This is a genomic window from Mesorhizobium salmacidum (SeqCode), assembly GCF_037179605.1.
GTDB lineage: Bacteria > Pseudomonadota > Alphaproteobacteria > Rhizobiales > Rhizobiaceae > Mesorhizobium > Mesorhizobium salmacidum.
The window spans coordinates 1-22,918 of the sequence record NZ_JAPYKS010000049.1; the positions used below are offsets into that span (position 1 = coordinate 1).

General features: G+C 63.3%; 19 protein-coding genes. 11 read left to right on the forward strand and 8 right to left on the reverse strand.

What is annotated here, in order from left to right; genetic code table 11:
• Positions 1-370 precede the first annotated feature (370 nt).
• The gene (locus tag O7A60_RS30690) at positions 371-1,069 is read left to right on the forward strand and encodes an antitoxin Xre/MbcA/ParS-like domain-containing protein (protein ID WP_337109414.1); all 699 of its coding nucleotides are present in this window, start codon (positions 371-373) and stop codon (positions 1,067-1,069) included.
• 47 nt (positions 1,070-1,116) lie between these two features.
• Here the strand turns inward: O7A60_RS30690 and O7A60_RS30695 are convergent, their stop codons facing one another.
• On the reverse strand, positions 1,117-3,396 hold the full coding sequence (locus tag O7A60_RS30695) for an NADP-dependent malic enzyme (RefSeq protein WP_140509127.1): 2,280 nt from the start codon (positions 3,394-3,396) through the stop codon (positions 1,117-1,119).
• A 132-nt stretch (positions 3,397-3,528) separates the two neighbouring features.
• Positions 3,529-3,879: a hypothetical protein gene (locus tag O7A60_RS30700; RefSeq protein WP_337109415.1), complete on the reverse strand. Its 351-nt coding sequence runs from the start codon at positions 3,877-3,879 to the stop codon at positions 3,529-3,531.
• A 158-nt stretch (positions 3,880-4,037) separates the two neighbouring features.
• Here O7A60_RS30700 and mutS point away from each other — a divergent pair, with 158 nt between their 5' ends.
• Positions 4,038-6,809: a DNA mismatch repair protein MutS gene (gene mutS / locus O7A60_RS30705; protein WP_337109416.1), complete on the forward strand. Its 2,772-nt coding sequence runs from the start codon at positions 4,038-4,040 to the stop codon at positions 6,807-6,809.
• On the opposite strand, the gene O7A60_RS30710 is transcribed toward mutS, so the two are convergent.
• From O7A60_RS30710 to O7A60_RS30720, 3 genes are all read right to left on the reverse strand, one after another.
• The gene (locus O7A60_RS30710) at positions 6,810-7,655 is read right to left on the reverse strand and encodes an aldo/keto reductase (protein ID WP_337109417.1); all 846 of its coding nucleotides are present in this window, start codon (positions 7,653-7,655) and stop codon (positions 6,810-6,812) included.
• Between the two features lie 88 nt (positions 7,656-7,743).
• Positions 7,744-8,130 (reverse strand): CopM family metallochaperone, encoded by a 387-nt coding sequence (gene copM, locus O7A60_RS30715; RefSeq protein ID WP_337109418.1) that lies wholly within the window; start codon positions 8,128-8,130, stop codon positions 7,744-7,746.
• A 43-nt stretch (positions 8,131-8,173) separates the two neighbouring features.
• Positions 8,174-10,693, reverse strand: a complete 2,520-nt coding sequence (locus O7A60_RS30720; protein ID WP_337109420.1) for a heavy metal translocating P-type ATPase — start codon at positions 10,691-10,693, stop codon at positions 8,174-8,176.
• A gap of 204 nt (positions 10,694-10,897) precedes the next feature.
• Between O7A60_RS30720 and O7A60_RS30725 the strand changes: the two genes are divergently transcribed.
• From O7A60_RS30725 to murJ, 3 genes are all read left to right on the forward strand, one after another.
• Positions 10,898-11,701 carry a glycosyltransferase family 25 protein gene (locus O7A60_RS30725; RefSeq protein WP_337109421.1) on the forward strand — a complete coding sequence of 268 codons (804 nt, stop codon included), beginning with the start codon at positions 10,898-10,900 and terminating at the stop codon, positions 11,699-11,701.
• Between the two features lie 89 nt (positions 11,702-11,790).
• Positions 11,791-14,592, forward strand: coding sequence for a [protein-PII] uridylyltransferase (locus O7A60_RS30730; RefSeq protein WP_337109422.1), 2,802 nt, complete (start codon positions 11,791-11,793; stop codon positions 14,590-14,592).
• A gap of 46 nt (positions 14,593-14,638) precedes the next feature.
• A complete protein-coding gene (gene murJ / locus O7A60_RS30735; protein WP_337109423.1) occupies positions 14,639-16,237 on the forward strand; it encodes a murein biosynthesis integral membrane protein MurJ in 1,599 nt (532 codons plus the stop codon).
• Here murJ and O7A60_RS30740 read toward each other — a convergent pair.
• A complete protein-coding gene (locus O7A60_RS30740; RefSeq protein WP_027142907.1) occupies positions 16,212-16,616 on the reverse strand; it encodes a type II toxin-antitoxin system VapC family toxin in 405 nt (134 codons plus the stop codon). The genes murJ and O7A60_RS30740 overlap by 26 nt on opposite strands.
• Positions 16,616-16,861: a type II toxin-antitoxin system VapB family antitoxin gene (locus O7A60_RS30745; RefSeq protein WP_027142906.1), complete on the reverse strand. Its 246-nt coding sequence runs from the start codon at positions 16,859-16,861 to the stop codon at positions 16,616-16,618. Before O7A60_RS30745 ends, O7A60_RS30740 begins: the two co-directional genes overlap by 1 nt.
• 232 nt (positions 16,862-17,093) lie before the next feature.
• On the opposite strand from O7A60_RS30745, the gene trpS reads away from it, so the two are divergent.
• The 3 genes from trpS to O7A60_RS30760 all read left to right on the forward strand — a co-directional run bounded on the left by trpS (position 17,094) and on the right by O7A60_RS30760 (position 19,487).
• Positions 17,094-18,161 (forward strand): tryptophan--tRNA ligase, encoded by a 1,068-nt coding sequence (gene trpS / locus O7A60_RS30750; protein ID WP_337109424.1) that lies wholly within the window; start codon positions 17,094-17,096, stop codon positions 18,159-18,161.
• Between the two features lie 118 nt (positions 18,162-18,279).
• Positions 18,280-18,771, forward strand: coding sequence for a universal stress protein (locus tag O7A60_RS30755; protein WP_010913128.1), 492 nt, complete (start codon positions 18,280-18,282; stop codon positions 18,769-18,771).
• Positions 18,772-18,917: 146 nt separating this feature from the next.
• Positions 18,918-19,487, forward strand: coding sequence for a NifU family protein (locus O7A60_RS30760; RefSeq protein ID WP_027142904.1), 570 nt, complete (start codon positions 18,918-18,920; stop codon positions 19,485-19,487).
• Positions 19,488-19,643: 156 nt separating this feature from the next.
• Here O7A60_RS30760 and O7A60_RS30765 read toward each other — a convergent pair whose 3' ends face one another.
• A complete protein-coding gene (locus O7A60_RS30765) occupies positions 19,644-20,261 on the reverse strand; it encodes a L,D-transpeptidase (protein ID WP_027142903.1) in 618 nt (205 codons plus the stop codon).
• Positions 20,262-20,485: 224 nt separating this feature from the next.
• On the opposite strand from O7A60_RS30765, the gene cueR reads away from it, so the two are divergent.
• The 3 genes from cueR (at position 20,486) to O7A60_RS30780 (ending at position 22,122) form a co-directional block, all read left to right on the forward strand.
• Complete coding sequence (cueR, locus tag O7A60_RS30770; RefSeq protein ID WP_337109425.1) at positions 20,486-20,875, forward strand: Cu(I)-responsive transcriptional regulator; 390 nt, start codon at positions 20,486-20,488, stop codon at positions 20,873-20,875.
• A 743-nt stretch (positions 20,876-21,618) separates the two neighbouring features.
• The gene (locus tag O7A60_RS30775; RefSeq protein ID WP_337109426.1) at positions 21,619-21,870 is read left to right on the forward strand and encodes a hypothetical protein; all 252 of its coding nucleotides are present in this window, start codon (positions 21,619-21,621) and stop codon (positions 21,868-21,870) included.
• A 57-nt stretch (positions 21,871-21,927) separates the two neighbouring features.
• Positions 21,928-22,122, forward strand: coding sequence for a glutathione S-transferase family protein (locus O7A60_RS30780; RefSeq protein ID WP_337109427.1), 195 nt, complete (start codon positions 21,928-21,930; stop codon positions 22,120-22,122).
• The last annotated feature ends 796 nt before the right edge of the window (positions 22,123-22,918 follow it).

Consider the following 22,918-nt stretch of genomic DNA (forward strand, 5'->3'; position numbering starts at 1 on the left):
GATCTTGGCTCACTGGCGGCCGGATTGGTGATCCAGCAGATCGGCCCAAGGCCACGGCAGAACCTGCGCAAGGAGGCAGAGCAAGCGGGGTTGTTGTAGGGTGAAGCTGCCGTTCTCCCCACGAGTGGGGAGATCGGCAGCTTCGCCGTCTCGCTCACCGTCGCGCAGTTGTCACAGACCGCTCCTAAACGCAAATGCAAGCGTGCCGTGACTGACATTTCGGCGGGCTAGTCAGGGTGTGGAGCAATGCAGGACAGCAACCTGTCGGGTCGCCGCATCGGTTGCCGTCGCGCTTTCCATTTTCCGCCGTAGCCGTTCAACAACCGACTGCGGCTGAGGGAGGAGAGCGCGCGGCCCAGAAGACAGATGCATGACCAGATTTCAGATTAAGACGACCGGCATCACGCAGGACGATTTCGCCGACATGGTGGCGGAAAAAGTCGAGCGTGCTCTTGCCCACTATGACGAGGCCATCAACGGCCCGACAATGATCTCGGTCGGCAAGATCGCCGGCAGCATAGCGTCCGCGGTCACCTTGCTGTCGCCCAAGCACCAGCGCGCCATCGACGCCATCCATGCCGACCTTCCCGGCCTTGCCTCGAAATTCGTGCGCGCGCTCGCGGCGGAAGCCGCGCGCCGCAGCGAAGCCGGCGCGGTGGGGACGACGACGCTGTCGGCAGAGGCCGAAACGCTTCCCGCGCTTCCCCAGTCCGACGACCTAGAATCGATGCTGATCGAGGACTGGGCCGGCCGCGTCGCCGGCTCGACCTACCTCGAGGAAAACCTGCGCATCGCCCGCTCGACCCTGCACCGCTGGCAGAGACGGGGCGACGTCATCGCGCTGCGCAAGGGCGGCCGCAAGCACGTCTTCCCGCTGGCGCAGTTCGTCGACGGCAGGCCGGTGGCGGGCATAAGCGATGTGCTGGAGCTCATCGGCAATCCAAGGCTCGCATGGCTGTGGCTGACCCGCCCAGCGGCACAGCTCGACGGCCGCATTCCGATCGACCTGTTGCGCCAGGACCGGGCGGAGGAGGTGGTCGAGGCAGCGCGGGTGTTCGCGCCGGGGTGAGAGACCCAGTCTGATCGCCAGCTTTCGTCCGCCACGCCGACCGCTCCTCAAGTCCCCGCCGTATACGCCGCGATCGCTGCCATATTCACGATGTCCGAGTCCTTGGCGTTCAGCGAGACGATCTGCACCGGCTTGTTCAGGCCGACCAGCAGCGGGCCGATGACGGTCGAACCGCCGAGTTCCTGCAGCATCTTGGTCGAGATCGAGGCCGAGTGGAACGCCGGCATGATCAGCACATTGGCCGGGCCGGTGAGCCTTATGAACGGATATTGCGCCATGGCGCGGGCGTTGAGCGCCACGTCGGCTGCCATTTCGCCGTCATATTCGAAATCGACGCGGCGCTTGTCGAGGATGCGCACGGCTTCCTGGATGCGCTCGGAACGCTCGCCCTGCGGGTGGCCGAAGGTGGAATAGGCGAGCATGGCGAGCCTTGGCTCATAGCCCATGCGGCGGGCAAATCCGGCGGCCTCCTCGGCGATGTCGGCGATCTGCTCGGCGTTGGGCATGTCGTGCACTGCGGTGTCGGCGACGATCACCGTGCGGCCGCGCGCCAACACGATCGAGACGCCGATGACGCGGTGGCCGGGCTTGGCGTCGATGACGCGCCTGATATCGTCGAGCGCGGTCGAATAGTTGCGGGTGACGCCGGTGACGATGCCGTCGGCATCGCCCAGCGCCACCATGCAGGCGGCGAAATGGTTGCGGTCGTTGTTGATCAGCCGCTGGCAGTCGCGGAACAGGAAGCCTTTGCGCTGCATGCGTTCGTAGAGATAGTCGGTGTAGATCGAATTGCGGCGCGACAGACGCGCATTGATGATCTCGATGCCTTGTTTGTTCAAGTCGATGCCGGCGTGCCTGGCGTTCTCCTTGATGACGTCGTCGCGGCCAAGCAGGATGGCGGTGCCGAGCCGCTGGTTCACATAGGAGACGGCGGCGCGCATCACCTGCTCCTCCTCGCCTTCGGCGAAGACGATGCGCTTGGGCTGGCGGCGCACGCGGTCGTAGATACGCTGCAGGGTCGAGGCGATCGGGTCGCGGCGGGCGGAAAGCTCCTGCGCATAACGGTCGAGATCGAGAATGGGCTTGCGGGCGACGCCCGAATCCATTGCCGCCTTGGCCACGGCAATCGGGATGGCCGAGATCAGGCGCGGGTCGAACGGCACCGGAATGATGTAGTTGGGACCGAATTTCGGCCGGTTGCCCTGATAAGCGGCGGCGACGTCGTCGGGCACGTCCTGGCGCGCCAGTTCGGCGAGCGCACGGGCGGCGGCGATCTTCATGTCGTCGTTGATGGTGGTGGCCCTGACATCCAGCGCGCCGCGGAAGATGTAGGGGAAGCCGAGTACGTTGTTGACCTGATTGGCGTAGTCCGAGCGCCCGGTGGCCATGATGGCGTCAGTGCGGATCTCGGCCACTTCCTCCGGGGTGATCTCGGGATCGGGATTGGCCATGGCGAAGATGATCGGGTTCTTGGCCATCGACTGCACCATGGCGGTGGTCAGCGCCCCCTTGGCGGAAAGGCCGAGGAAGACATCGGCGCCGTCGAGCGCTTCGGCCAGGCTGCGCGCATCGGTCTTGATCGCATGCGCCGACTTCCACTGGTTCATGCCCTCGGTGCGACCCTGGAAGACCACGCCCTTGGTATCGCACAAGGTGATGTTTTCGGGCGAAAAACCCATCGCCTTCATCAGTTCGATGCAGGCGATGCCTGCGGCGCCCGCGCCATTGCAGACCAGCTTCGTGGTCTTCATGTCGCGGCCGGTGACCTCCAGCGCGTTGATCAGGCCCGCGGCCGAGATGATGGCCGTGCCGTGCTGGTCGTCGTGGAAGACCGGGATGTCCATCAGTTCGCGCAGGCGCTGCTCGATGATGAAGCACTCCGGCGCCTTGATGTCTTCCAGGTTGATGCCGCCGAAGGAGGGGCCGAGGAAGCGCACGCAGTTGATGAACTCGTCGGCATCCTCGGTATCGACCTCGAGGTCGATGGAATCGACATCGGCGAAGCGCTTGAACAGCACCGCCTTGCCTTCCATCACCGGTTTGGAGGCCAGCGCGCCGAGATTGCCGAGGCCAAGGATGGCGGTGCCATTGGAGATGACAGCGACCATGTTGCCGCGCGTCGTGTAGTCGAAGGCTCTCGATGGATCCTCGGCGATGGCGCGCACTGGCACGGCGACACCAGGCGAATAAGCGAGGCTGAGATCGCGCTGCGTCGTCATCGGCTTGGTGGCGACGATCTCCAGCTTGCCGGGCCTGCCCATGGCATGGAATTCGAGCGCTTCCTGCGCGCTGACGGACGGACCGTTGTTCTCGGTTTTCCTGGCCATGATGCTTTTGATTTCCTCGCCGGTGGGACACCTCCTTGAAGTGGGTGCCTGTGCGCTTGCGAATTAAGACCACGGGCCGCCGCGTGTAAACCACGAAGCTCTGCAAAGCTGCTTCAAAGCGGACACGCTCGGTCAGGAGCCGTTCCGCGCCACCCTGGATGCCATGATTTCATGCGCATGCTGGCGGGCCGTTGCCCATCGCCGCAGCGTCCTGGTTCCGGGGAACGGCCATTGCGATAGCGGCGGTTGGCTGCTTCCCAATCTCTTCAGCAGGTCGGCCAGGAATACTGTGAGTTCCTGCCGTTGAGCCCGCACCTTGGCCAGCGTGCGGTTGCGAATCTCCTCGCGCGGAATGGCGCGGTGGCGCAACGTCTCGACGGCGCGCCGGATCGCCGCCGGATCGGGCTCGGCGATGATGCAATGTCCGGATCGAAAAAGACGTCCCACCATCTCCTCGAACGTTTCGTGCCCGTCCCTGTCCATGATGTCCCGCCACTATACTCCAAGACGACATTCGCGATCACACCATCGAGCAATGCACGCTGAATAGCCCTTCCATGGAAAGATGGCTCGCGGTCTTCCCCTGCTTTCTAAGCCCCCGGCATTAAACCCCGCCATCACATCTGCTAGCGTGCCGCGCCATGAACATGCACAGCCCGAACGAGCCCGACGCCGCCCCCGAGGTGATGACGCCGCCGCAGCCCGGTGCTGCCGCCGTCACGCCGATGATGGAGCAATTCATCGAGATCAAGGCGGCTAACCCGGATTCGCTGCTGTTCTACCGCATGGGCGATTTCTACGAGCTGTTCTTTGACGATGCCGAGAAGGCGAGCCGCGCGCTGGGCATCGTCTTGACCAAACGCGGCAAGCATCAGGGCCACGACATTCCGATGTGCGGCGTGCCGGTGCATGCGGCCGACGATTACCTGCAGAAGCTGATCGGCCAAGGATTCCGAGTTGCCGTCTGCGAGCAGATCGAGGATCCGGCCGAGGCCAAGAAACGCGGCTCCAAATCGGTGGTGCGCCGCGATGTGGTGCGGCTGGTAACGCCGGGCACCATCACCGAGGATAAATTGCTGGCACCCTCGGAATCGAATTTCCTGATGGCGCTGGGCAGGGTGAAGGGCGGAGCGGAGCCAAGAGGCGGGGAGCGCGGCAGCGCGACAGGGCACCAAGGAAGCTTTGCAATTGCCTGGATCGACATCTCGACCGGCGCGTTCCGCGTCGCGGAGACCACCGCCGACCGGCTGCTCGCCGACATCTTCCGTGTCGATCCGCGTGAGCTGATCGTCGCCGAGCCGGTGTTCCACGATCCCGAGCTGAAGCCGGTTTTCGACGTGCTCGGACGTGTCGCCAGCCCACAGCCGCCTTCGCTATTCGATTCGGCCTCGGCCACGGGACGGATCGCGCGCTTCTTCGAGGTGGCGACACCAGACAGTTTCGGCACGTTTTCGCGCGCCGAACTGTCGGCGATCTCGGGCGCCATCGCCTATGTCGAGAAGACGCAAAAAGCCGAGCGGCCGCCGCTGTCGCGGCCCGAGCGTGAGGAGCAGGGCTCGACCCTGTTCATCGACCCGGCGACGCGCGGCAATCTCGAACTGCTGCGCACGCTGTCCGGCAGCCGCGAGGGTTCGCTGTTCAAGGCGATCGATCGCACGGTGACCGGCGGCGGCGCAAGGCTGCTCGCCGACCGGCTGATGGCGCCGCTCACCGACCCGGCGGCCATCGGCGCACGGCTGGATTCGGTGTCGTTCTTCCGTTCCGAAGTGCGGCTTTGCCAGGCAGTGCGGATGAGCCTGAAGAGTGTCGCCGATATGCCGCGTGCCCTGTCCAGGCTGGCGCTCAACCGGGGCGGCCCGCGCGATCTCGGCGCGCTCCGCGCCGGCTTCGAGGCGGCGGGCGCCATCGCAGAAACCTTTGCCGCGATCGCCCTGCCCCAGGAATTGGCCGGCGCGATGGCCGCAATTCAGGCGCTGCCCAAGACACTTGCCCAGCATCTCACCCAGGCGCTCGGCGAGGAACTGCCGCTGCTCAAACGCGACGGCGGTTTCGTCCGCGGCGGCTACCATGCCGAACTCGACGAGATGCGGGCGCTGCGCGACGAGTCGCGCAAAGTGATCGCCGGGCTGGAGCGCTCCCTGATCGAGGAGACCGGCATCCGTTCCCTGAAGATCCGGCACAACAACGTGCTCGGTTACTACATCGAAGTGACGGCCAACCATCATGCCGTCATGACCGGCAGCGATGGCGCCAAGGCGCGCTTCATCCACCGCCAGACCATGGCCAATGCCATGCGCTTCACCACGACCGAACTCGCCGAACTGGAGACCAAGATCGCCAATGCCGCCGACCGTGCGCTGAGCATCGAACTGGCCGCCTTCGATGCGCTGACGGCGGAGGCGGTCGGCGAGGCCGAGGCGATCCGCGCCGGCGCCGATGCGCTCGCCGTGCTCGACGTGTCGGCGGCACTTGCGCTCTTGTCGGAAAGCGAGAGCTGGTGCCGGCCGGTGGTGGATTCCAGCCTTGCCTTCGAGATTTCAGGCGGCCGGCATCCGGTGGTCGAACAAGCGCTGCGCCGTTCGGGCGAAGGCCCGTTCGTCGCCAATGATTGTGACCTCTCGCCGGAGGGGAGTGCCAAGAACGGCGCGATCTGGCTGCTGACCGGCCCGAATATGGGTGGTAAGTCGACGTTCCTGCGGCAAAACGCGCTGATCGCGATCCTGGCCCAGACCGGCTCCTTCGTGCCGGCGGCGTCTGCCCATATCGGCGTCGTCGACCGGCTGTTCTCGCGCGTCGGCGCGTCGGACGATCTGGCGCGCGGCCGTTCGACCTTCATGGTCGAGATGGTCGAGACCGCGGCGATCCTCAACCAGGCCGGCGAACGCTCGCTGGTGATCCTCGACGAGATCGGCCGCGGCACCGCAACGTTCGACGGACTGTCGATCGCCTGGGCGGCGGTCGAATATCTGCACGAAAAGAACCGCTGCCGGGCGATCTTCGCTACCCATTTCCACGAAATGACCTCGCTCGCAGGCAAGCTGGCGCGGCTTTCCAACGTCACCATCCGGGTCAAGGAATGGGAAGGCGACGTCGTTTTCCTGCACGAGGTCGGCAAGGGCGCCGCCGACCGCTCCTACGGCGTGCAGGTGGCGCGGCTCGCCGGCTTGCCGGAAGCGGTGGTCGACCGGGCCAAGGCGGTGCTGCACCAGTTGGAGGAAGGCGAGGTCTCCGGCAAGACCAACCGGCTGGTCGATGACCTGCCGCTGTTTTCGGTGGCGGTGAAGCGGGAAGCGCCAAGGCCGGTGAAGAGCGACGCGCTGGGCGCAGCACTCGGTGACCTCAACCCCGACGAGATGACGCCAAAGGAAGCGCTGGAGGCGCTTTACCGGCTGAAGGGGCTGGCGGGGAAGTAGTCAGATCATCTCCAGCCCACTCTTGCGGCTGGGCGGCGGGAACGCACTGCCGAGATCGGCGATGTCCTGCGGCGTAAGCTTTATGTCCAGCGCGGCAAAATTCTGGCGGACGTGCGCCTGGCTGCCGGCCTTGGGAATGGCGATGACGCCGTCCTGCCGCATCACCCAGGCCAAGGCGATTTGCGCCGCGGTTGCGCCGTGACGGGCTGCGACTGCGGTGAGCCTGGCATTATGTGCCAGCGCGCCCTGCTCCACCGGCGAATAGGCCATCAGCGGGATGCCACGTTTCCTCATCCAGGGCGTGAGATCGAATTCCGGGCCGCGGCGGACCAGATTGTAGAGCACCTGGTTGGTCTGTACCTTGTCGCCGTCGGACAGGAACGCCAATTCCTGCATCTCGTCGGTGTCGAAATTGCTGACGCCCCAATGCCGGATCTTGCCGGCTTTTTTCAGCGCCTCGAAGGCTTCGACCGTTTCCGATAGGGGCACGCTGCCCGGCCAATGCAGAAGATAGAGATCGATGCGGTCGGTGGCGAGGCGCCTAAGGCTGTTCTCGCAAGCGCGCTGCACGCCGGCCCGCGAAGCGTTGGAAGGCAGTACCTTCGAGACCAGGAAGACCTCGGCGCGGCGCCCGGCAATGGCTTTGGCCACCACTTCTTCCGCACCGCCGCCGGCATACATTTCGGCGGTGTCGATCAGCGTGACGCCGAGATCGAGACCGAGCTTGAGCGCATCTACCTCCTCGGAGCGCCGGCGCGAATCCTCGCCCATCTTCCACGTACCCTGGCCGAGAACGGGTATGGCCTCGCCGCAGGGCAGCGTGGTGGTCCTGACGCTCGATTCCATGGCTGGCTCCGTGGTACCCGATCGCATCGAGCCGCGACGAGACTCCGGACGGAGTTCTCGCCGGGCCCTGCTTGGCGATGCCGGAAGCTTACTTCGCCGGATGGGCGGCGAGCCAGTCCTGCATCTGCTTGATTTCGGCTTCCTGCGCGGCGATGACGCCTTCGGCGAGCTTGCGGATTTCCGGATCCTTGCCGTTGGCCAGCTCGACCTTGGCCATGTCGATCGCGCCCTGATGATGCGGAATCATGCCGCGGACAAAATCGACATCGGCATTGCCGGTATATTGCGAGGCCATCATGCCGGTATGCATCTTGTCCATAGCCGCCTTGTAGCCCGCCGTCGAAGGGCCTTCCGCCCCCATGGCGCCCATGTCGTGCTTCATCTCCTCGCTCTGCGCCGGCACGCTTTCGAGGAAGACGGCAAGCAGCATTCCGGCGGCCACCAGCAGCAGCACGAGTTTTTTAGCCAAGGTCATTCATGGTCTCCTGTTGGTTGGGTTTCGTATCTGGGAGTTGATCTCAGAGTTTCAATGTTCTGAGCCGCAATGCGTTTGCGATCACCGAGACGGAGGACAGGCTCATCGCCGCCGCCGCCAGCATCGGCGACAAAAGCGTGCCGGTGAGCGGATAGAGCACGCCGGCGGCGACCGGCACGCCGAGCACATTGTAGAGGAAGGCGAAGAACAGGTTCTGCCGGATGTTACCGATGGTCGCCTGGGCCAGGGTGCGGGCGCGGACGATGCCGTTGAGGTCGCCCTTGACCAAAGTGATGCCGGCACTCTCGACCGCGACATCGGCGCCCGTTCCCATGGCGATGCCGACATCGGCGGCGGCAAGCGCCGGCGCGTCATTGACGCCGTCGCCGGCCATGGCAACGCCGGCACCCCTGCCGCGCAGTTCGTCGACGAGCGCTGCCTTCTGTTCCGGCAACAGACCTGCCCGAACCTCGTCGATGCCGAGACGTCCAGCGATCGCCTTGGCGGTGCGCTCATTGTCGCCGGTCGCCATGATGATCCTCAGCCCGCTGTCATGCAGCGCCTTGATCGCCTCGGCCGTGGTCGCCTTGACCGGATCGGCGACGGCGACGATGCCGGCCAGCTTGCCGTCGACAGCGACGAACATCGCCGTCTTGCCATCGCCCTGCAACGCTTCCACGCTGGCCAGGATTGCGGAAACGTCGATGGCGAGATCGGCCATCATAACGGCATTGCCGAGCGCGACCCTCTTGCCTGATACCTTGCCTGATACCGTGCCGGAAACGCCCTTGCCGGTAACCGCTTCGAAGCTGCCGGCCTCGGCGATCTTCACGCCGCGCTGGGCCGCCCCGTCGACGATGGCCTCGGCCAGCGGGTGCTCCGAGCCTTTTTCCAGGGTCGCGGCGTATACCAGCAATTCGTCCTCGGAAAAGCCACTGGCAGCCACGACGTCGGTCAATTTCGGCCGGCCCTCGGTCAGCGTGCCGGTCTTGTCGACGATCAAGGTGTCGACAGCGGCGAAGCGTTCAAGCGCGGCGGCTTCCTTGATCAGCACGCCGGCATGCGCGCCGCGCCCGGTAGCGGTCATGATCGACATCGGCGTGGCGAGACCCAGCGCACAGGGACAGGCGATGATCAGCACCGAAACCGCCGAGACGATGGCGAAGATCAGGCTGGGCTGGGGGCCGAAGACCGCCCAGGCGATGAACGCGGCGATGGCGACCATGACGACGGCCGGGACAAAATAGAAGGAAACGCGGTCGGCCAAACCCTGGATCGGCGCGCGCGAGCGCTGTGCCTTGGCAACGAGTTCGACGATGCGCGACAGCGTGGTCTCGGCGCCGATCCGTTCGGCGCGCATGATCAGGGAGCCATTCTTGTTGAGCGTGCCGCCGGTCAAGGCATCGCCTTCGGCTTTCTCGACCGGCAAGGGTTCGCCCGTGATCATCGATTCGTCGATGGAGGAGCGGCCTTCGAGTACCGTGCCGTCGACCGGCACGGCATCGCCGGGCCTGACGCGCAGGCGCTCGCCGGTCTTGACCTCGTCCAGCGGCACATCGCTCTCGGAACCGTCCTCGGCGATCCGCCGTGCGGTCTTCGGCGCGAGGTCAAGCAGAGCCCGGATCGCCGATCCGGTCTTTTCGCGGGCGCGCAGTTCCAGCACCTGGCCGAGGAAGACCAGCGCCACGATGACTGCGGCTGCCTCGAAATAAACCGGCACCGCACCGCCATGGCCGCGAAACTGATGCGGAAAGATGTCCGGGAAGAGCGTGGCGGCGACGCTGTAGAGATAGGCGGCGCCGACGCCGAGCGAAATCAGCGTCCACATGTTGGGGCTGCGGTTGAGGATCGAGTCCCAGCCGCGATGGAAAAACGGGAAGGCGGCCCAGAGCACCACCGGGCTCGCCAGGACCAGTTCGATCCAGACCTTTGCGCGATCCTCAACCAGGCCCTCCAGCGACAGGCCTACCATCGGCGCCATGGCGATGATCAGCAGCGGGAGCGACAGCACCGCGCTCACCCAGAGCCGCCTGGTGAAATCAACCAGTTCGGGATTTGGCCCTTCATCGCCGGTTGGCACGCCCGTTGGCTCGAGCGCCATGCCGCAGATCGGGCAGGAGCCGGGCTTGTCGCGGATGATCTGCGGATGCATCGGGCAGGTGTATTGCGTGCCCTTGGGCACCGGCGCCGGCGCCGGCCTGCCGCCGAGATAGGTTTGCGGCGCCGCCTCGAACTTCGCCTTGCAGCCGGCGGAGCAGAAATAAAAGCCTTGGCCTTCATGGCGGACAAAATGTTTCGCCGTCGCGCGGTCGACGCTCATGCCGCAGACAGGGTCGGTCGCCGTCAGGTGGCTTTCCGGCTCGGCCTGAAACTTCGAACGGCAGCGCTCACTGCAGAAATGATAGAGGCGGCCGCCATGCTCGAATGTCGGTTTGCCGGCAGCCGGATCCACGGTCATGCCGCAGACCGGGTCGCGCAGAACCGTATCCGAGGCAGCGCCTTTCGGCGCGCAACAGCCGCCATACGAGCCGTGTGTGTGATGATCGTGTTCTGAATGCGTCATTCTAAAATGCCTTGATTGTCACTGCTTCAAAACCCGAGGTAGTGCTTCCAGTAACTGGAAGGTCAAGGGCCGTTTTGATTTTGGCTCTCCGAGCCCAGCGGATTGACCGAATGGCAAAAACTGTACACAACCGCGCGCCTACGCTGAAACCGCGCCGCTGCAAATGTATTACACGCTACCTTTCCCGCTGGATCTTTGCCCATAGTGAAGCGCCTGGTCATCAACCTCGATCGGTCTCCCGACCGGCTTGCCCATACGACGGCGGAGTTTGCGCGCATCGGCCTCGGATTCGAGCGGGTTGCCGCAATCGATGCAAGGCACCATCCGGAGCTCATGCTGCAGCGCCAGCATCCACTGCATGCGGTGCAGCGCCTGTCCGGTAGCGAGATCGCATGCCTGCACAGCCATCGCGCCTGCTGGACCATTATCGCGCAAGACGACGCGCCCTATGGCGCCGTCTTCGAGGACGACATCGTGTTTTCCGCGAAAGCCGGTGCGCTGCTTGCCGATACGAGCTGGATTCCGGCCGATGCCGATGTCGTCAAGCTCGAGACATTCTTCCACACAACGGTGATCCAGAGGGAGAGGTTTTCCGTCGGCGGCGGTTTTTCGCTGTTCAGGCTCCGCAAGAACCACATCGGAACTGGCGGTTACCTGCTCTCCCGGCAAACGGCACGTGCCCTTCTCGAGGCGACCGCGGAAGTCAATGTGGCGGTCGACAGTCTCATCTTCGACCCTGCGTTCGCTACGTCGAGCGGCAAGACGATCTACCAGCTTGTCCCGGCGCTCTGTGCGCAGGAGCAGTTCGTGGGCAACAGGTTGCCGAGCCTGGTTGAACCGGGACGGGAGGCCGAGTGGGTCGCAAGCGGGCTCGCCGACGGACACAGGATGCCGGCTCTCGCGCGGATCCGCAGGGAGGCCCGGCGGGCAGCGCGGCAGATCACCGATCTCTGCAGGCTGCGGCGGCAGATTGTCGTACCGCTCGCTCCAGTCGAGGCAAACGACTAGAGCGTTTGCCGGATCGACAGCAGGCCCATACCCAGCGCCGCGAAAACACGCTATAGACGCCGCCCAAAAGGCAGGGCCAACCGGTATCCATGGCGAAAATTTCCCTGAAGCTCGATGAATTGATCGACGGCGACGCTTTGCGCCGCGAGATGACCGCGCTGACCGCGGCCAGTGCCGGCGACGGTTCCAGCCAGGCCATCCGTGCTGCCGTTCTTCAGCTTCTCAAGGGGCGCCTCGCCGAGGGCCGCAAGACAGCCGAGGCCATGCTGAGGCAAGATGGCGGCGGCAACGCTTGCGCCGAACGGCTGTCGCACCTGATGGACGAGCTGATCTGTGCGCTCTACGACTTTGCCGCGACGCATGTCTACCGGGTGAAGAACCGGTCCTCGGCCGAACGCATGGCGGTCGTTGCCGTCGGAGGCTACGGCCGCGGCACGCTGGCGCCGGGATCCGACATCGACCTCCTGTTCCTGCTGCCCTACAAGCAGACGCCGTGGGGCGAACAAACAGTCGAGTACATGCTCTATATGCTGTGGGACATGGGGCTGAAGGTCGGCCATGCCACCCGCAACATCGATGAGTGCCTCAGGCTGTCGCGCACCGACATCACCATCCGCACCTCGATCCTGGAAGCCCGTTTCCTGTGGGGCGAGCGCAAACTCTATGACGAGCTGATGCTGCGCTTCGACCATGAGGTGGTGCGCACGACCGGCCCGGAATATGTGCAGGCCAAGCTCGCCGAACGCGACGAGCGCCATGCCAAGGCTGGCGAAAGCCGCTATCTGGTCGAACCCAACGTCAAGGACGGCAAGGGTGGGTTGCGCGATCTGCAGACGCTGTTCTGGATCGGCAAGTATTTTTACCGCGTGCGCACCGGCGAGGAACTGGTCGAGAAAGGCGTCTTCACCGAGGCCGAGTATCGTGAGTTCCAGAAGGCCGAGGATTTCCTGTGGGCGGTGCGCTGCCACATGCATTTCCTCATGGGGAAGGCCGAGGAGCGGCTGCATTTCGACATCCAGCGTGAGATCGCCGAACGGCTCGGCTATACGACCCATCCCGGCCTGTCGGCTGTCGAACGCTTCATGAAGCACTATTTCCTCGTCGCCAAGGATGTCGGCGACCTGACCCGCATCTTCTGCGCCGCGCTGGAGGAAGAGCAGGCCAAGCACGTTCCCGGCTTCAACCGCATCTTCCTCACCTTCCAGCGCCGCAAGCGCAAGCTTGCCGGCACGTCCGACTTCATCGTCGACAACCATCGCATCAACATCGCCGACGACGGCGTCTTCGAGCGCGACCCGGTCAATCTTCTCAGGCTGTTCTGGTTCGCCGACAAGCACGGGCTGGAATTCCATCCCGATGCGCTGAAACTGCTCACTCGTTCGCTCGGCCTGGTCAACAAGTCGCTCAGGCGCGACGAGGAAGCCAACCGGCTGTTCCTCGACATATTGACCTCGGACCGCAACGCCGAACTCAACCTGCGGCGCATGAACGAGGCGGGGCTGCTCGGCCGGCTGATCCCGGATTTCGGCAAGATCGTCGCCATGATGCAGTTCTCGATGTACCACCACTACACGATCGACGAGCACCTGATCCGCTGCATCGGCGTGCTGGCCGAGATCGAGCGCGGCGACGGCGAGAAGGTGCATCCGCTGTCGCATTCGCTGATGCCGGGCCTGAAGAAGAGCCGCGAGGCGCTCTATGTCGCCGTGCTGCTGCACGACATCGCCAAGGGCAGGCCTGAAGACCATTCCGAGGCCGGCGCCAGGATCGCAAAGCGGATCTGCCCGCATATGGGGCTTTCGCCGGCCGATACGGAAACCGTCGCCTGGCTGGTCGAGAACCACCTCGTCATGTCGATGACGGCGCAGACCCGCGACCTCAACGACCGCAAGACGATCGAGGACTTCGCCTCGATCGTGCAGTCGGTCGAGCGGCTGAAGATGCTGTTGATCCTGACCGTCTGCGACATCAGGGGCGTCGGACCGGGCGTGTGGAACGGCTGGAAGGGCCAGTTGCTGCGTACGCTCTACTACGAGACCGAACTGCTGCTGACCGGCGGCTTTTCGGAAGTCTCGCGCGCCCAACGCACGGCGGCAGCGCGCGAACGCCTGGCGGAGGCGCTCGCCGACTGGCCCGACAAGGCGCGCAAGCGCTATGTCGGGCTGCATTATGAAAACTATCTCCTGACCGTGGACCTGCCGGACCAGCTCCGCCACGCCGAATTCATTCGCGAGACGGACGCGGCTGGCAATAAGCTCGCCACCATGGTCAAGACCCATCAGTTCGAGGCGGTGACCGAAATCACCGTGCTGGCGCAGGACCATCCCCGTCTTCTCTCGGTCATTGCCGGGGCATGCGCCGGGGCCGGCGGCAACATCGTCGACGCGCAGATCTTCACGACATCGGATGGCCGCGCTCTGGACACGATCCTGATATCGAGGGAGTTCGATCGCGACGAGGACGAGCGCCGGCGCGCCGAGCGCGTCGGCCGGCTGATCGAGGACGTGCTGTCGGGCAAGAGCTGGCTGCCGGAGATGATCGAGAAACGCACCAAGCCAAGGCGCGGATCCAAGGTGTTCAAGATCCCGCCGCGCGCCGAAATCCGCAACGCGCTGTCGAACCGGTTTTCGGTCATCGAGGTCGAGGGGCTCGACCGCCCTGGCCTTTTGTCGGAGATCACCGGGACGCTATCCGACCTGTCACTCGACATTGCCTCGGCGCATATCACCACTTTCGGCGAGAAGGTCATCGACACCTTCTACGTCACCGACCTCACCGGCCAGAAGATCGACAGCCCAGCCCGCATCGCCACTATCCGCAACCGGCTGATCGCGACGCTCGAAGGCATCGTGCCGGAACGCGGAGGCAGGTCCAAGGCAGCCGCCGAGTGACGGCCATCATCCCCTTCTCCCAGTCCCACAGGTAGTTTGCGAACGCATGAGTCTCGTCAAGAAATTTGCTACCGTCGCTTCCGGCACGTTGATGAGCCGTGCGCTCGGTTTCGGCCGCGAGATGCTGATGGCAGCCGCACTCGGCACCGGACCGGTCGCGGACGCCTTCAACGCCGCCTTCCAGTTTCCCAACACGTTTCGCCGGCTGTTCGCGGAGGGCGCTTTCAATGCCGCCTTCGTGCCGCTGTTCGCCAAGGAGATCGAGACGCACGGCACCGACGGCGCCAAGCGTTTCTCGGAAGAGGTGTTCGGTGTCCTGTTCACGGCGCTCCTGGCGCTGACCATTGCCATGGAACTGGCGATGCCGCTGATCGTGCGCTATCTGGTGGCGCCGGGCTTTGCCGACACGCCGGGCAAGTTCGAGACGACCGTCACGCTTGCGACGATCATGTTCCCGTATCTGATCTGCATGTCGCTCGCAGCCATGATGGCGGGCATGCTGAACTCGCTGCGGCGCTATTTCGCGGCGGCGATCGCGCCGGCTTTCCTCAACATCATCTTGATTAGCGTGCTTGGCTACGCCTGGTACCATGGACTGGATGCACATGCTGTCGGCTTCGCCCTGTCCTGGGGCGTGCTGGCGGCGGGCGTGGTGCAGCTTGCCATCGTCTGGGTGGCGGTGCGCAATGCCGGCATCTCGATCGGCTTCCGCCGGCCGAAGATGACGCCGAACGTGAGGCGGCTGCTGATCCTGGCGCTGCCGGCGGCGATCACCGGCGGTATCACCCAAATCAACCAGCTGATCGGAACGGCCATCGCCTCGGCGCAGGACAGTGCCGTCTCCTCGCTGGCCTATGCCGACCGCGTCTACCAGTTGCCGCTCGGCGTCGTCGGCGTCGCGGTGGCGATCGTGCTGTTGCCCGAACTGTCGCGGGCGCTGAAGTCAGGCAATCTGATCGAGGCCGCCAATCTGCAGAACCGCTCCGTCGAATTCACCCTGTTCATGACGTTGCCGGCGGCGGCGGCACTCTGGGTCATGTCGGAACCGATCGTACGGCTGGTCTATGAGCGCGGCGCGTTCGCCGCCAACCATTCAACGCCTGTCGTGGCGGCGATCCTGGCGATCTTCGGTCTCGGCCTGCCGGCCTTCGTGCTGATCAAGGCCTTCACCCCAGGCTATTTCGCCCGCGAAGACACGCGCACGCCGATGATCTTCGCCGCAATCTCCGTGGCGGTGAACGTCGCCACGGCGCTGACGCTGTTCCCGAGGATGGGCGCACCCGGTATTGCCGTGGCTTCGGCCGTCGCCGGCTGGGTCAACGCGCTGATGCTGCTTGCCGTGCTGATCCGGCGCGGCCATTGGGGCCGCGACGTGCCGCTCCTGAAGCGCATTCCGCGGCTGGTGCTGTCGGCGGTGGTAATGGGGGTCGCCCTCTATTTCGCCGAGCATTATTTCGCCGTCAGGCTCGGACCCGGCTCGCCGCTGGTCATCAAGGCGACGACGGTACTCGCGCTGGTGGCGGGCGGAGCTACGCTCTATTTCGTCACCGCGTTCGTCACCGGCGGTGCCGATTTCAGCATGATCCGGCGCAATGTCGGGCGCAGGGGATCGCCAGCGACTAAGGAACAGTCTCCAGATCCGTAAGCCGGAATTCGTCTGCCGTCGAAAGTATCGAAACGGCGTAGTAGCGCGCGCAAGCGTAGTGAAAACAGTCCGCCAAATTCAGGCGAATGGCGTTGTTGCGAAACCGTGACGCGGCCTCGATGGACAATGACGTTGCCTCGGAGGCAGGCGGAAGCTCCCGCAAGGCTATAGCTCGCTCTTCAAGAAAACGACTGACTATCCTCAGGCTTACTTCGACAGGCACTGCCAATTTTTCTGATCGCGAAAGCGCCATCGAGGCTTCCCAGACGGCGATCGCCGACGTGAAAGGAGCCGGCGCCTCCATGATCGCTTGCGAGCAGCGTTGAGCTTCGGCCTCTTGGCTCAGCATCGCGACGATAGCGGCTGCGTCGACGAACATCAGTCTTCGCCGGACAATTCGTCGTAGACCGAGCGCGGCAGCGGATTGCGTGCCTGCTCGCTCAGCTCGATCCCGAATTCGGCGCGGAGTCGTGCAGCCGTCTCAAGAGGTGTCTCTCGGTTACGCCGACGCTCCAGGGCTTCGCGCATGGCGATGACGATCGCCTCGGTGATGCCGACTCCCTCGACCTTGGCGAAGGCGCGCGTCAAGCTGTCCGCCTCCTTGTTGTTGATGTTGATGGTCATCGCAGTACCTACATTTATTTGTGTAGTTAGTAATACGTAGCACACTACAAAAATAAATCAACATGATCGCGGATCGATCTCACCCCTCTTGATCCTCTCCCCACTCTCGTCCATAAGCGCGCCGTCGCAAGGCTTTCGCCGCGCGCGGTTTCCAGCCGCGTGATTGGCTCCGAAAAGTCTGCAACTTTTCGGAATCACGCTTATACGGCCCTCCACAAGCCATGAGGAAACCATGTCCGCCTTCAAGCCACTCGTCTTCTCCGGTGTCCAGCCGACCGGCAATCTGCACCTCGGCAACTATCTCGGCGCCATCAAGAAATTCGTCGCCCTGCAGGATACGTCCGACTGCATCTATTGCGTCGTCGACCTGCATTCGCTGACCGCCCAGCTCGTCTATGACGATCTTGCCGACCAGACGCGGTCGATCACCGCGGCGTTCCTCGCCTCCGGCATCGATCCGAAGAAGCACATCGTCTTCAACCAGTCGCGGGTGATGCAGCATGCGGAGCTTGCCTGGATCTTCAATTGCGTCGCGCGCATCGGCTGGATGAACAAGATGACGCAGTTCAAGGACAAGGCCGGCAAGGACCGCGAGAACGCCTCGCTGGGCCTGCTCGCCTATCCCTCGCTGATGGCCGCCGACATCCTGCTCTACCGCGCCACCCACGTGCCGGTGGGCGAGGACCAGAAGCAGCACCTGGAACTGACCCGTGACATCGCCCAGAAATTCAACAACGATTTCTCCGACCGCATTGCCGGTCTTGGCGTCGGCGTCGAGATGCAGGTCGGCGAGGAGACGGTGAACGGCTTCTTCCCGATCACCGAACCGGTCATCGGCGGGCCGGCGGCGCGCATCATGAGCCTGCGCGACGGGTCGAAGAAAATGTCGAAGTCCGACCCATCGGATCTGTCGCGCATCAATCTGACCGACGATGCCGACACCATCTCGAAAAAAATCCGCAAGGCCAAGACCGACCCGGAGGCCTTGCCGAGCGAGGTCGACGGGCTGGAAAGCCGGCCCGAGGCGGAAAACCTGGTCGGCATCTATGCGGGCCTCGCCGAGATGTCGAAGGCTGACGTGCTGAAGGAGTTCGGCGGCCAGCAATTCTCCGTCTTCAAGCCGGCGCTGGCCGATCTTGCGGTGGAGAAACTAGCGCCGATCGCCGGCGAGATGCGTCGCATCCAGGGCGACCGCGCCTATGTCGACGCCGTGCTCCGGGACGGCGGCGAACGTGCCGGCGTGCTTGCCGAGACGACAATGAAGACGGTGCGCGACATTGTCGGGCTGCTGCAGGGCTGAGCCCGATCGTCAACGCGCCGCCTCATACCGGCCAAGACATACTGGCCTGTGGCCGGCGGCTTGCCGCCGGCCCGCCGCAGTGGCAGATTGCGGCCGAAAAGTTACCGAGTAGGTAGACATGGTCTCCAAACGTCTCAGCCGCGAAGCCGGTCATCGCAGGAAATTCCTGACGATCATCGATGACACGCCGGAATGCGAACGCGCCGTCGCCTACGCCTCGAAGCGGGCGCAGAGCACCAGCGGCACGCTGGTGCTGCTCTATGTCATCGTACCGGACGATTTCCAGCACTGGCTGGGCGTCGAGAAGATCATGCGCGAGGAGGCGAACGCCACGGCGCGCGCGGCGCTCGACGGCTACGCCAACAAGGTGCGCCAGAAGCTCGGCATCGAACCAGAGATGGTCGTGCGCGAAGGCAAGCCTACCGAAGAGATCCATAAACTGATCGAGGAAGACCAGGATATCGCAATCCTGGTGCTGGCGGCCGGCGCCGGCAAGGAAGGTCCCGGACCGCTGGTCGGTGCCGTGGCCGGCAAAGGTGCGGCCTTTCCAATCCCGGTCACCGTGGTGCCGCAGAACCTGTCGGATGAGGAGATCGACAGCCTCGCCTGAGGCCCGCCCGGGATCCAGTTCCCCAGCCAGCAAAAACATTCCGCCAGCCAGCCGTTCCGGCGACGCGTTTCGCTTGAATGTCCAGCCGATAGAGCCTATTTAGAACTATTCCAAACTAGTTGCCCAAAACGGGCATGGAGACGGCCATGTTCATCCAGACCGAGTCGACGCCCAATCCGGCGACGCTGAAATTCCTGCCCGGCAAGGAAGTGCTGCTCGAAGGCACCGCCGATTTCCGCGATGCCGACAGTGCGGCGACGGCCTCGCCGCTGGCTGGCCGGCTGTTCGAAATCCCCGGCGTCACCGGCGTGTTCTTCGGCTATGATTTCATCACCGTGTCCAAGGACGGCCCGGACTGGCAGCACCTGAAGCCGGCAATCCTCGGCGCCATCATGGAGCACTTCATGTCCGGCGCGCCTGTCATGGCCAAGGCCGGCCCCGCCGCCGAGACCAGCCAGACGGGCGAATTCTACGACAAGGCCGACGAGGAGCTCGTCATCACCATCAAGGAGTTGCTCGACACGCGCGTGCGCCCGGCGGTGGCCCAGGACGGCGGCGACATCACCTTCCGCGGCTTCGAGAACGGCACCGTGTTCCTGCACATGAAAGGCGCCTGCGCCGGTTGCCCATCGTCGACGGCGACGCTGAAGCACGGCATCCAGAACCTGCTTCGCCATTTCGTGCCGGAAGTGCAGCAGGTCGAACAGGTCTCCTAACCGCCAGTTCCCTGCCGACAGACAACAAAAAACCGGGCCGAATTGCCCGGTTTTCTGTTTGGGACGTCCGTTGTTGCCTAGACGGTCCGCGTATGAAAGGCGACTTCCAGTTTAACCACGATGTGCCGAAAAAGCGGGGCTTTCCGGTATCATGGCCTAAAGAACGATGACCTTGGCGCCGACCTCGGCGCGATCGTAGAGGTCGATGACGTCCTGGTTCATCAGCCGGATGCAGCCCGACGACATGGCCTTGCCGATCGAGTTCCATTCGGGGCTGCCGTGCAGGCGGTAGCCCATGTCACCGCCCTTGTTGAACAGGTACATGGCGCGCGCGCCGAGCGGGTTCTTCAGGCCCGGATCCATGCCGCCGGCGAACTTGGCGAGTTCGGGCTGGCGCTTGATCATCTGCGAGGGCGGTGTCCAGGTCGGCCATTCGCGCTTGATGGCGATATGGGCGGTGCCGTGCCATTCAAAGCCTTCGCGGCCGACGCCGATACCGTAGCGGATGGCCCGGCCGCCGCCCTCGACGAAATACAGGAACTTGTTCTGCGTATCGACGATGATGGTGCCCGGCTTTTCCTTGGTGTCGTAGTTGACTTCCTGGCGATGGTACTTCGAAGGCACTTTCTCGATCGGGATCCGCGGCAGCTGGTAACCTGCATCGGTCACCGCGCCATAGTCGTTGGAGAAGATCTGCCCGCCGATGGTGCTGCAACCGGCAATAGCGGTGGACAGCGCCAGTGCGGCGATTATTGCAAGCGACTTCATGCGCATGTGGTGATCCGGTGCCCCGCCTAAACCAGAGCGGCACGAGTCGGCCGCTTTCTCATCATCATTCATGCTGGCATTTGCTTTGCTTGCCAAGCACACGATGCCTATATGCGGGGACTTACATGCTGGTATGCGTATCACTATGGCATTTCGGCAACATACCTCGCCGGATTGTCAAGGAAATTCAATGGGCCTGAATCGCAGGCCCGCAAAATCGAGGACCCGCCATGAATGTCGGCGACGCCGCCAACCGCTCAGGCCTGCCGGCCAAGACCATCCGCTACTACGAGGAAATCGGCCTGATCGCGCCCGCTCGCGCCGCCAATGGCTACCGCGACTATTCGGGCGACGACATCCACCGGCTGGCCTTCCTGCGCCGCGCGCGCAACCTAGGCTTTTCCATAGACGATTGCCGCCAGCTGATGGCGCTCTACAGGGATCGTGGCCGCGCCAGCCAGGACGTGCGCGCGATCGCCGCCGCCCATGTCATGGCCATCGAGGAGAAGGTGCGCGAGCTGCAATCGATGCGCTCGACGCTGCAGAAGCTGGTTCACGCCTGCCATGGCGACGAGCGGCCGGACTGCCCGATCCTGGATGATATGGCGGGGGCGGCGTGAGTCAGCGACAATGAACCTGTCCTCGCGCGTTGTGCTCGGCTCTGGACAGAAGAAGGTCGAGGTTCACGGCCCCTTTCCCGAAATCGCGGACGAGTTGGTCTCGGTGCACCGTGGCTTCTGGCAGCGGTAGTGGTTCTTCGCGGCGCCAATCCCCGCTTTCCCCACGGCCCGCCTTGTGGAGGGGCGGGCCGGCCTAGCTAGGAGTTACAACCTTAGCCCGCTTGAATATGTCGCTGGGTTGCGCGATTGTCGTTCGCCCCCGTTGACATAGGTGAACGATGGACCGCAGGGAAAAGTCCCCGCCTTTCGTGCCGACCGAAATCCACGTCTGCACAGTCAACGACGACCAAGGCGCCCTCGGCATCCTGTCGATACAGACGACCGAGGGTACCTTGGATATCGCGCTGGATAGAGAATCCGCAGAGGCCATCGTAAGCGCCATCGGATCCATACGGTCTAGGCTGGAAACCGTAGAGACCTAAAAAGAAAGCCCGGGTTGAGACCGGGCTGAATGATGGAGCCGGATGGGATATTCGGCATCACTAATGTAACGCCTCATCATGACATTTGGATGAACCCTGGTTCCGCTGTGGATCTGTCAAATATACAATCGCCGTCTGAAAGGCGATTATCTGGTTAACAAACAAACCCAAAGTGAAATAGGAATATGGTCCTCGACAGGCCGGCGCTCACGAACGATTAAGACCTTCCACGTATCTCAAGACGCCTAAAGAGGGGCGCGCGTGGCCGAAAAGAGTAAAATTGCAGAAGCGGTCATCAAGTATCTTTTGATCGCACAGATGCTTGGTGCGGGCGCTTTCATTGGCTTTTGGCTATGGAACGGGAAGGCCACCATCCCAAAGCACGGCGGCGGCTGGCATGTCCTTGATCAGGTTCAAGACCCGTACCTCTATTGGTTTCTACTGATCGCAATTTCATGGGCCGGCGTCGTGCTCCCGCTCTGGTATCTCTACCAAGGCCCGCCGAAGCGCTAGGCGCTACCCAGCCGTAGGGGAATGGCTCCGCTGTGGAAGCTCTGATACAAATCAGCCATGGTCGCGCCCTTTAGTAGTTTTGTTGGAAGCATGATCCTTATTGTGATCGGCATTCTCGCGTACCGGTGGTTTGGCCTCATCGCGGTCGTCATTGTCGGCGGCATTGGTTATCCCGCGTTGCTGGCCTTGACCTTATACTGGGGCGATTTGAAAGCCCGGAAGGTCTTTAATCCGACTGATAAGGACCTCTAGCCGTTCGACAGGCCAGCAACCTATTTTGTGGTTCGACGCAACGACTGGATAAAGACTATAAGGGCGCCAAGAGCAAAACCACCCTGGGGGAATAACCGCGCCCCCGTCCTTTGCAAGAATTCCGTCTCCAGCGGGTCTGTTGGACCAAGCGGGCCGCCCTCAATATGTGCCCCCTCGGGCCGAGGTTGCCGCGCAGCCTTAAGCTCGGCAACTCGCGCACCCAATTGGCCTAGCTGCGCTCGCAACTCATTTTCAGTCAAATCTGTTCGCATCGAAGAGATTATCGCACCAGCTAGGATCGCGCGCTAGGCGCTATCCACCCGTGGGCCCGCAAGGAAAAGCCCCGGCGCTTGGGTCTGCACCGGGGCTTTCGACACGTACGAGCTACATCAGCATGTCCGCTTATGAGCATGTGCTGATATGGTGAAGGAATGGTGAATAGCCGTCTAATCTTCGGCTTGATCCCGCTTCCGACGCACCAGTTCCTTTATCTGTTCCTGAATCAGCTTCGGAGCGCCTAAAGGGCGATTATCCGGTTGACAAACCCAACCTGATTACGTCGGAAGGCTTTTCACCCTTCCTTCACCATATCAGCACATGCATAAGCGACATGCTGATGTAGCTCGTAGGTGTCGAAAGCCCCGGCGCAGGCCCAAGCACCGGGGCTTTTCAGATAGCTCCCGGTGGCTCCGGGAAATAGCGTCCTTCAGAAGATTCCCATGACAACTAGGGCGTAGTGACGATTTAACTACCTGAGCCAGATAGCGATAGCGGCAAGTTTGACAAAGCCCATGAA

Excerpts from the sequence above, each read along its gene's own strand:
- trpS (WP_337109424.1), top strand. The coding sequence starts at position 17,094 with ATGTCCGCCTTCAAGCCACTCGTCTTCTCCGGTGTCCAGCCGACCGGC.
- O7A60_RS30755 (WP_010913128.1), top strand. The coding sequence starts at position 18,280 with ATGGTCTCCAAACGTCTCAGCCGCGAAGCCGGTCATCGCAGGAAATTC.
- O7A60_RS30730 (WP_337109422.1), top strand. The coding sequence starts at position 11,791 with ATGGCGAAAATTTCCCTGAAGCTCGATGAATTGATCGACGGCGACGCT.
- O7A60_RS30745 (WP_027142906.1), bottom strand. The coding sequence starts at position 16,861 with ATGACCATCAACATCAACAACAAGGAGGCGGACAGCTTGACGCGCGCC.
- O7A60_RS30700 (WP_337109415.1), bottom strand. The coding sequence starts at position 3,879 with ATGGACAGGGACGGGCACGAAACGTTCGAGGAGATGGTGGGACGTCTT.
- copM (WP_337109418.1), bottom strand. The coding sequence starts at position 8,130 with ATGACCTTGGCTAAAAAACTCGTGCTGCTGCTGGTGGCCGCCGGAATG.
- O7A60_RS30710 (WP_337109417.1), bottom strand. The coding sequence starts at position 7,655 with ATGGAATCGAGCGTCAGGACCACCACGCTGCCCTGCGGCGAGGCCATA.
- O7A60_RS30765 (WP_027142903.1), bottom strand. The coding sequence starts at position 20,261 with ATGCGCATGAAGTCGCTTGCAATAATCGCCGCACTGGCGCTGTCCACC.
- O7A60_RS30695 (WP_140509127.1), bottom strand. The coding sequence starts at position 3,396 with ATGGCCAGGAAAACCGAGAACAACGGTCCGTCCGTCAGCGCGCAGGAA.
- O7A60_RS30740 (WP_027142907.1), bottom strand. The coding sequence starts at position 16,616 with ATGTTCGTCGACGCAGCCGCTATCGTCGCGATGCTGAGCCAAGAGGCC.
- cueR (WP_337109425.1), top strand. The coding sequence starts at position 20,486 with ATGAATGTCGGCGACGCCGCCAACCGCTCAGGCCTGCCGGCCAAGACC.
- murJ (WP_337109423.1), top strand. The coding sequence starts at position 14,639 with ATGAGTCTCGTCAAGAAATTTGCTACCGTCGCTTCCGGCACGTTGATG.
- mutS (WP_337109416.1), top strand. The coding sequence starts at position 4,038 with ATGAACATGCACAGCCCGAACGAGCCCGACGCCGCCCCCGAGGTGATG.
- O7A60_RS30690 (WP_337109414.1), top strand. The coding sequence starts at position 371 with ATGACCAGATTTCAGATTAAGACGACCGGCATCACGCAGGACGATTTC.
- O7A60_RS30760 (WP_027142904.1), top strand. The coding sequence starts at position 18,918 with ATGTTCATCCAGACCGAGTCGACGCCCAATCCGGCGACGCTGAAATTC.
- O7A60_RS30720 (WP_337109420.1), bottom strand. The coding sequence starts at position 10,693 with ATGACGCATTCAGAACACGATCATCACACACACGGCTCGTATGGCGGC.
- O7A60_RS30780 (WP_337109427.1), top strand. The coding sequence starts at position 21,928 with ATGGTCGCGCCCTTTAGTAGTTTTGTTGGAAGCATGATCCTTATTGTG.